The sequence below is a fragment of the Isoptericola sp. NPDC056578 genome, assembly GCF_042793275.1.
In the GTDB taxonomy this organism is placed as follows: domain Bacteria; phylum Actinomycetota; class Actinomycetes; order Actinomycetales; family Cellulomonadaceae; genus Isoptericola.
The window spans coordinates 1-2,296 of sequence record NZ_JBHTVC010000116.1 but is presented as its reverse complement, the minus strand read 5'-3'; the positions used below and the strand labels follow the sequence as shown (position 1 = coordinate 2,296).

The 2,296-nt window shown below is 74.5% G+C and carries 3 protein-coding genes; 2 read left to right on the top strand and 1 reads right to left on the bottom strand.

Annotation, left to right across the window (positions count from 1 at the left end):
- Positions 1–142: 142 nt before the first annotated feature.
- A complete protein-coding gene (locus tag ACFQ80_RS22545) occupies positions 143–685 on the top strand; it encodes a phosphoribosyltransferase (RefSeq protein ID WP_430565203.1) in 543 nt (180 codons plus the stop codon).
- Positions 686–699: 14 nt separating this feature from the next.
- On the opposite strand, the gene ACFQ80_RS22540 is transcribed toward ACFQ80_RS22545, so the two are convergent.
- On the bottom strand, positions 700–1,641 hold the full coding sequence (locus ACFQ80_RS22540) for an alpha/beta fold hydrolase (RefSeq protein ID WP_430565202.1): 942 nt from the start codon (positions 1,639–1,641) through the stop codon (positions 700–702).
- 67 nt (positions 1,642–1,708) lie between these two features.
- On the opposite strand from ACFQ80_RS22540, the gene ACFQ80_RS22535 reads away from it, so the two are divergent.
- The gene (locus tag ACFQ80_RS22535) at positions 1,709–2,269 is read left to right on the top strand and encodes a TetR/AcrR family transcriptional regulator (RefSeq protein WP_430552022.1); all 561 of its coding nucleotides are present in this window, start codon (positions 1,709–1,711) and stop codon (positions 2,267–2,269) included.
- Positions 2,270–2,296 lie beyond the last annotated feature (27 nt).

The following is a 2,296-nucleotide window of genomic DNA, read 5'->3' as shown; positions in this document are numbered from 1 at the left end:
CGTGGTGGTTTCGTGGAGGACTTCTGGAGGACGGGCGTGCAGGTCGGCCGGAGGTCGGCTGCAGGTCGGCCGCCGGTCGGCCCCACAACGACGGCGGGCCCCCGGTCCCGGGGGCCCGCCGTCGCGCGTAGTCTCGGGTGCCATGAGCGCAGAGCCCACCCCCGCCGAAGCGACCGTGCCCGCCGACGCCGACGTCGCCCCCGAGCGCGAGGTCCTCACCTGGACCCTGCTGCCCGTCGCGATCCGCGAGCTCGCCCAGCAGGTCGTCGACAGCGGCTTCCTGCCCGACGTCGTGATCGCCGTCGCGCGCGGCGGCCTGGTGCCCGGCGGTGCGATGGCGTACGCCCTGGGCACCAAGGGCGTGGGCACGATGAACGTCGAGTTCTACACCGACATCGGCAAGACCCTCGACGACCCGCGCGTGCTCCCGCCGCTCATGGACACGTCCGAGCTGCCCGGGTCCAGGGTGCTCGTCGTGGACGACGTCGCCGACTCCGGCCGCACCCTCGCGCTCGTCATGGACATGCTCGCGAAGCAGGGCGCCGACGCCCGGTCCGTGGTGCTCTACACCAAGCCCCGCACGATCATCCGGCCGGACTACTCCTGGCGGGACACCGACCTGTGGATCACGTTCCCGTGGTCGGCCGACCCGCCCGTCACCGGCGCGCACTCGGCCGACGTCTGAGCAGCTGAGCACCGTCACGCCGCGCGGGCGAACAGCTCCCGCGCGCGGTCGACGACGAGGTCCGGGCGCTCGTCGACCATGAAGTGCGAGACCCCGGGGAGCACGTCGACGGTGAGGTCGTCGGCGTGCTCCTCGTAGCCGCCGAGCAGCGCGGGGTCGCTGAGGATGTCGTTCTCGCCGAGCAGCGCCACGGTCGGCGCGGCCAGGTGCTGGTCGCGGTAGGCGCCGCGCAGCACCGCCCACAGCTCGCGACGCACGAAGTCTCGACAGAGCGCCGAGCCGGCGCGCGCGCCCGCGGGCTGCCGCAAGGGCGCGAGGTACGCCTCGACGTCGGCCTCCGTCATCACGGGCGCGTCGCTGCCGTACTCCTGGAGCAGGTGGCGCGGCAGCCGCTGCCGGCCCCGCGACAGGGCGCGCGGTCCGGTCAGTCGCGAGGCGATGACCACCTGGAACCAGGTGTGCCGCATCATGAGCAGCAGTCGCGGGTCGAACCGCAGCCACAGGTGGGGCACGCCCATGCTCAGCAACGAGACGGCGCGGTCGGGTCGCTCGAGGCACAGGTGGAAGCCGACCAGCGCGCCCCAGTCGTGCGCGACGACGTGCGTCCGGTCGACGGCGAGCGCGTCGAGCAGGCCGACGACGTCGGCCAGGAGCCGGTCGCGCGTGTAGCCGTCCGGCGGCGCGTCGGTCCAGCCGAACCCGCGCAGGTCGGGGCACACGACCCGGTGGTCGTCGGCGAGCGGTCCGATGACGCCGCGCCACTCCCACCAGTGCTCCGGGAACCCGTGGAGCAGCAGCACCGGGTCCCCGGTCCCCTGCTCGACGACGTGCATCGCGAGCCCGTCGACGTCGACCCACCGGTGGGTGACGCCGGCGAGCTCGGGCATCGGCACCTCGGCCGACGCCTCGGGCCGCGCCGAGGCGGCCCGCCCCTCGCCCACCACGTTCTCGTCCATCCCTCGACGGTACTACGTTCATAGTGCCATGTCACTAGATCTGTAGTACCGGGGTTAGGGTGCCGTGGTGACCACCAGCATCCCGCCCCGACGCCGCGCGCTCGACGCGGCGGTGGACCTGCTCGGCACCGAGGGGCTCCGCGCCCTCACCCACGGACGCGTCGACGAGCGCGCCGGGCTTCCCCGCGGTTCGACGTCGAACTACTTCCGCACCCGCGCCGCGCTGCTGGCGGGCGTCTCCGACGAGCTCGCCGCCCGCGACCTGGCGGGCCTGTCCGCCGCACCGGAACCCCGGTCTGCGGCCGACTTCGTCGACATGCTGTGCGCCGGCTTCGCGCAGGCGACCGGCCCCGACCGCGCCGCCACGACCGCCCGCCTCGTCCTCTTCCTGGAGGCGAGCCACGACCCCGACCTCCGCGGGCGCGTCGACCGCGGCCGCGAGGCGCTCCTCGACTGGGGCGAGCGGATGGTGGGCCGCCTCGGGGCCGCCGACGCGCGCGCGGCGATGATCGCCGTCTCCGGCGCCTACGAGGGCCTGCTGCTCCACGCGATCGCCCGCCACGACCCGACCGACCCCCGCCCGCCCCTGACGCTCGTCGTCGACGCCGCCCTGGACTCGCCGAGGTAGCACGAGAGGGCGGACCGCATCACGTGC